Raw genomic sequence first — 5,337 nt, 5'->3', positions numbered from 1 at the left:
GGGTTCGGATAGTCCGCAGAGCGGATGGCTATTATGTCCAGTTTTGTGTTTCAGTTGACATCAAAGAAGAATTAGAACCAACGGGGTCGGCTGTTGGCTTGGATGTTGGACTAAAAGAGTTCTATACTGATTCTACTGGAAAAACTGAACCTAATCCCCGTTTTTACAGGACGGGAGAAAAACGCCTTAAGTTCTATCAGCGCAAAGTTTCTAGAAAGAAGAAAGGCTCATCCAATCGCAGAAAGGCAGTTAATAGACTAGGCAGACATCACCTTAAAATAAGTAGACAACGTGAAGAGCATGCCAAGAGACTGGCGCGCTGCGTAATCCGGTCTAACGACCTGGTCGCCTACGAAGATTTAAGGATTAAAAACCTGGTTAAAAACCATTGTCTAGCTAAGTCTATTAATGATGCAGGTTGGTATCAATTCAGAAAATGGATGGAGCATTTTGGCACAAAATTTGGGAAGGTGACGGTTGCAGTAAATCCCGCCAATACCAGTCAAAATTGCTCAGAATGCGGTGAAGTGGTCAAGAAATCACTATCAACTAGGACTCACGTTTGCAAATGTGGTTGCAAGTTAGACCGAGACCATAACGCCGCAGTCAATATCCTAAAAAGAGCCTTGGGTACGGTGGGGCACACCGGAACCTGGATCCTTGATCCGAACGCTTCAGGAGATCTAACCTCTACTGTTCTTGGCTCCGGCCAGGTTCAGCAAGTCGGGTCGTTGAGCGAAGAATCCCCGCGTCTTTAGACCGGGGAGTGTCAAGATTACCAGCTATCTGGCAATTGCTACAAAGTGCGGCTAATGCTTTCACTACTTGGGTTAGAACACGAGACTGTCTGGGTTGACCTGGACAATGGTCAACACAAATCTCCAGAGTTTCTGGAATTGAATTCCTTTGGACAAGTGCCAGTTCTGACCGATGGAGATTTAATCTTTGAGGATGCCCAAGCTATTTTAGCTGGCAGGCATTAGAAGCCCCACACCTAATGCGTAGCATAGGTGTGGGATGAATTTTGCACAGGGTATGTATGGAATGCTATAATATATGTAATGATAAACAAAGCCGTTCGCGAAGCGTGGCCAAAGGCCTTAAATGCTGGTTTATCAGCTATTTACAGCGCGAAAAAATCGAATTTTTGTATTATTCCGGCGCGGAGGGGCATCCCGTGTCGTCAATAAAGCTTGCCGAGTATCCGAACCGTTGGGTGGAGTTGGCAAGAAGCCCACACTGTAATCTCTGATAAGCGTGTGGGAGTATGTCACTATATCTAGCACGGCGCTATGGTAGCGAAGACTGGCTGCCTTTGGAGCCTGAAGCCATGAGTCGAGTGATGCGCTGGCTCTCTACAACTGCAGGAGAGATTCGCCAGGGTCCAGAGTTTGCTAGACTTTACCAAAAAATTTTGGTAATCGCGCCCCGTCCTTATAGGACGGCTTTTTCTTAAGACTTTGTATTGACAGTTTGTACTAGGTGTGCTTAGATAAAAATATAAATAATAAACTAAAAAATTAGATAGATATTATCTAACAATAAGTAGACAACGTAAAAAATCTGCAAAAGAGTGCAGATTGCGTGATTCGGTCTAACGACTTGAACGTCTATGAAAAATTTAGATCAAAAAAGTACCTATCTATCTATATAAAAAAAAAGAAGGTACGGTGGGGCACACCGAAACCTAGATCCATGATCTAAACGCTTATGGAGAATTGTCCTCTACTTTTTTTGGTTCCGACCTGATCAAGCAAGACAGCTCGTTGAAGTAAGAATCCCCGTTCTTCTAGGACGGGGAGTGTCAATACAAGTTTAATGTACAAACCGTTAACATCGAGGTAGCAACACAAAAGTCGGAAACTATCCTGACACTCCTCGACAACCACCTCAGTGATCGGGAATGGCTGGAACTGGATCACCCCACAATTGCCGATATTGCTTGCTTCCCCTATGTTAGTCTCTCACCAGACGCCAAGATTTCTCTAGATGCTTACCCCAATGTGCTGTCTTGGATGGAGCGGATTAAGGAATTACCAGGCTACATTGCGATCGCATAGCGTGACCGTAGGTCAATCCCATAGCGTGACCGTAGGTCAATCCCATAGCGTGACCGTAGGTCAATCCCATAGCGTGACCGTAGGTCAATCCCATAATTTCCTCTCCACCATCAGCCCGTAAATGAATCACTTCCATGGCGCTAGGGTTATCCTTTCCAGGTATGCTAAGTATAGCGCCATTTATAGCATTTTCAATTACAATTCAGAACAATCCCGCAATACAATACAGTATCGACGAGGACGACTGATTATCCCTTCTTCCTCAAACTGCTTGATTATCCTGGTGATGGTTACGCGTGTGGTACCAATCATCTCAGCTAGTTCTTGATGGGTGACTGGTATGTCAATAAGTTGCCCACTACAAACAGGACGACCAAACTTCCGGGCTAACCAACTCAAAAACTGTTGCAAACGCTGAGAGACTCTTGGGGTTCTAATGATACACAGCAACTCTTCTGTCTGTCGCAGATGGCAAACAATAGCCTCCGATAAGCGGTAAGACTGAGACAAAGACAGACATTGCGCTTTAACCCTAGTCAAACACTCGATCTCGTAAGTTTGCAAGTTAGACAAAGATTTCCCCACTACATCTCCAGCTCCCCAATATCCTAATGTAATTACTGTTCCTTCGTCATTCCAGGTCAAGGTTTTCACCACACCCTGTTGAACTACCCATAGTTGATCGGGTTCTAGAGCAATCAAGTCATGGCGCTTAAAGAGATGAACAGATGGCTTCAACCTAGTGATGACAGGGTTCTGAGTCACTAACGACTGCTCTGATACCTTACAAAATCTGCGAATTGTCATGATTCTTAATAAAAATATGTTTCATTTTCCTTAACCAGTAGTGTAAGCTATTCCAAGTATCTATTGAATATATTTTTCAATAAAAGCCTAGGAGGTGTAGATAGTGGCAAACACTGCGGAGAGTTCCCGATTACTAGAGGGAGAGTATGGTTGGTGGGCAGGAAACGCTCGCCTGACGGAGTTATCCGGGAAATTATTGGGGGCTCATGTTGCCCATGCTGGTCTAATCGTCTTCTGGGCCGGAGCAATAACCCTGTTTGAACTATCCTGCTTCAATCCTGCCAAACCGATGTACGAACAAGGCTTAATCCTGCTGCCCCACTTAGCAGCTCAAGGCTGGGGCGTTGGTGCTGGGGGAGCTATAGTCGATACTTACCCCTACTTTGTGATTGGTGTTTTGCACCTGATCTCTTCAGCATTTCTCGGCTTTGGTGGTATCTTCCACGCCCTCCGTGGTCCGGAAACTTTAGAAGCCAGGTCTGGCTTCTTTGGGTATAGCTGGGCAGATGGTGACAAAATGACCACCATCATTGGCATTCACCTGATTCTACTGGGATTTGGAGCTTTCCTACTGGTGGCTAAAGCGATCGCGTTTGGGGGGTTGTACGATCCAGCAGTGGAGAATGTGCGAGTCATTAACAACCCTACCCTCAATCCAGCAGTGATTTTCGGCTATCTGTTTGGTACTGTGGGCAAGAACTGGATTGCTGGAGTCAGTAACCTAGAGGATGTAGTTGGTGGTCATATTTGGGTTGGTCTACTGTGTATTGGCGGTGGCTTTTGGCACATCAAGACTCAGCCATCTGAGTGGACGCGGGGTCTTTTTATTTGGTCTGGAGAAGCCTATCTTTCCTACAGCTTGGGCGCTTTGGCGCTGATGGGCTTTATTGCCGCGTACTTCTGCGCTGTTAACACCGTAGTCTACCCAGAAGTCTTCTATGGACCTGCCTTATCAATTAAACTGGGTGTTTTCCCCTACTTTGCCGATCCTAACTCTAGCTCCCTTTCTTGCCGGAGTTGGTTAGCTAATGCTCACTTCTTCCTTGGGTTTTTCTTCCTCCAAGGTCATATTTGGCATGCTTTGCGAGCAGCTGGCTTTGATTTTCGCCGGGGTAAGGTAGTAGCTTCAGAAGTTACTACTTAAATTCAGCTTAATGCAATTAATTCTAATAAAGTGTCGATATAATGGCATTTTATTGACCAAATAAAAATGCAAATAATTCTCAAAGAGGTACATCATCAATGACAGCAGTAATTGCTGATAGTCCCAAGCAAGGCCAAATCTCAAAAGTAGGCTGGTGGGCTGGTAATGCTCGTTTTATTGAATTATCCGGTAAGTTGCTAGGCGCTCATATTGCCCATGCTGGTTTGATAGTCCTGTGGGCAGGAGCAATGACCCTGTTTGAACTATCTCGCTACAACCCTGACGTGCCGATGTATGACCAGGGATTAATCTTGTTGCCCCACCTGGCTTCCTTAGGTTTAGGTGTTGGGTCTGGTGGTCAAATTATCGACACCTATCCCTATTTTGTGGTTGGAGTCTTGCATTTGATTTCCTCAGCAGTGCTCGGAGCTGGAGGACTTTACCATTCCCTGCTTGCCCCAGATAAATTAACCAAAGATGGCACCTTTGTTGGTTTCTTTGGTTATGACTGGGAAGACTCCGACAAGATGACCACCATTATCGGGATTCACCTAATCCTTTTGGGGGTTGGTGCTTGGTTGTTGGTAGCTAAAGCCATGTTTTGGGGTGGACTATTTGACCCCTGGGCGAGTGGCGGTGGCAATGTACGAGTGATTACCGATCCCACCCTTAGCCCTGTCAAAATTTTTGGCTACTTAGTTGGTGCATCCGGTTCAGAAGGCATGGCAGCAGTGAATAATTTACAAGATGTGGTTGGCGGTCACATCTGGATGGGTTTGATCTGCATTGGTGGTGGTTTCTGGCATATCTTGACTAAGCCGTTTAACTGGGCACGTGAGGTTTTGGTTTATTCCGGGGAAGCTTATCTCTCCTATAGCTTAGGAGCGATCGCCTACATGGGAATTTTGGCCGCCTACTTTGTCATGGTCAATGACACAGTTTATCCGGAAGTGTTCTATGGTCCAGTAGGGACTTTAGAATCCAGTGATGGCATCGTATCTGCTCGCGGTTGGTTGGCAGCATTCCACTTTGTCTTTGCCGTGTTGTTTCTTTTCGGTCATATCTGGCATGCTATCCGGGCGCGAGGAGCAGAAGCTGGTTTTGACTTCAAAAAAGGTGAGCTGATTAGCCCTCGGAGTAATCCCCAAGTTGGTGACTTGGCAACCCCACTTAACTCCTCAGATATTAGCCTTAACTTCCTCAAAAACCTACCTATTTACCGTCCCGGTCTTTCTCCCCTGTCCAGGGGTCTAGAAATTGGTATGGCTCATGGGTATTTTATCTTTGGTCCGTTTGCCAAATTAGGACCGTTGCGGGATTCACAGA

7 protein-coding genes and 1 pseudogene are annotated in these 5,337 nt (G+C 45.8%); 6 read left to right on the top strand and 2 right to left on the bottom strand.

Going from position 1 to position 5,337, the window contains the following annotated elements; all coding sequences use genetic code 11:
• The 4 genes and pseudogenes from F6J99_RS41675 to F6J99_RS41660 form a co-directional block, all read left to right on the top strand.
• On the top strand, nucleotides 1–758 hold a 758-nt coding region (locus F6J99_RS41675), incomplete at its 5' end, for an RNA-guided endonuclease TnpB family protein (protein ID WP_293122445.1).
• 42 nt (nucleotides 759–800) lie between these two features.
• Nucleotides 801–983, top strand: a pseudogene (locus tag F6J99_RS41670) (glutathione S-transferase N-terminal domain-containing protein); the annotation flags it as partial.
• 284 nt (nucleotides 984–1,267) lie between these two features.
• Entirely contained in the window at nucleotides 1,268–1,456 is a 189-nt protein-coding gene (locus F6J99_RS41665; protein WP_293122442.1) for a hypothetical protein, read from the top strand.
• 379 nt (nucleotides 1,457–1,835) lie between these two features.
• Nucleotides 1,836–2,060 (top strand): glutathione binding-like protein, encoded by a 225-nt coding sequence (locus tag F6J99_RS41660; RefSeq protein WP_365975302.1) that lies wholly within the window; start codon nucleotides 1,836–1,838, stop codon nucleotides 2,058–2,060.
• On the opposite strand, the gene F6J99_RS41655 is transcribed toward F6J99_RS41660, so the two are convergent.
• The gene (locus F6J99_RS41655; protein WP_293122440.1) at nucleotides 2,026–2,196 is read right to left on the bottom strand and encodes a hypothetical protein; all 171 of its coding nucleotides are present in this window, start codon (nucleotides 2,194–2,196) and stop codon (nucleotides 2,026–2,028) included. The genes F6J99_RS41660 and F6J99_RS41655 overlap by 35 nt on opposite strands.
• Nucleotides 2,197–2,255: 59 nt before the next feature.
• Nucleotides 2,256–2,825, bottom strand: a complete 570-nt coding sequence (locus tag F6J99_RS41650; RefSeq protein ID WP_293122437.1) for a Crp/Fnr family transcriptional regulator — start codon at nucleotides 2,823–2,825, stop codon at nucleotides 2,256–2,258.
• Nucleotides 2,826–2,970: 145 nt separating this feature from the next.
• Between F6J99_RS41650 and F6J99_RS41645 the strand changes: the two genes are divergently transcribed.
• Together F6J99_RS41645 and F6J99_RS41640 are read left to right on the top strand one after the other, a co-directional pair.
• Entirely contained in the window at nucleotides 2,971–4,011 is a 1,041-nt protein-coding gene (locus F6J99_RS41645) for a chlorophyll a/b binding light-harvesting protein (RefSeq protein WP_293122434.1), read from the top strand.
• A gap of 98 nt (nucleotides 4,012–4,109) precedes the next feature.
• Nucleotides 4,110–5,337: chlorophyll a/b binding light-harvesting protein (locus F6J99_RS41640; protein ID WP_365975298.1), on the top strand; the 1,228-nt coding region annotated here is incomplete at its 3' end.

Origin of the sequence: Moorena sp. SIO4G3, from assembly GCF_010692305.1 — a bacterium.
Taxonomy (GTDB): domain Bacteria; phylum Cyanobacteriota; class Cyanobacteriia; order Cyanobacteriales; family Coleofasciculaceae; genus Moorena; species Moorena producens_A.
Note: the sequence above shows the minus strand (reverse complement) of the source record. Positions and strands in the feature narration are given on the sequence as shown.

What these genes read in the sequence shown, in the direction of transcription:
- F6J99_RS41665 (WP_293122442.1), top strand. Translation starts at nt 1,268, where the DNA reads ATGTCACTATATCTAGCACGGCGCTATGGTAGCGAAGACTGGCTGCCT.
- F6J99_RS41655 (WP_293122440.1), bottom strand. Translation starts at nt 2,196, where the DNA reads ATGGAAGTGATTCATTTACGGGCTGATGGTGGAGAGGAAATTATGGGA.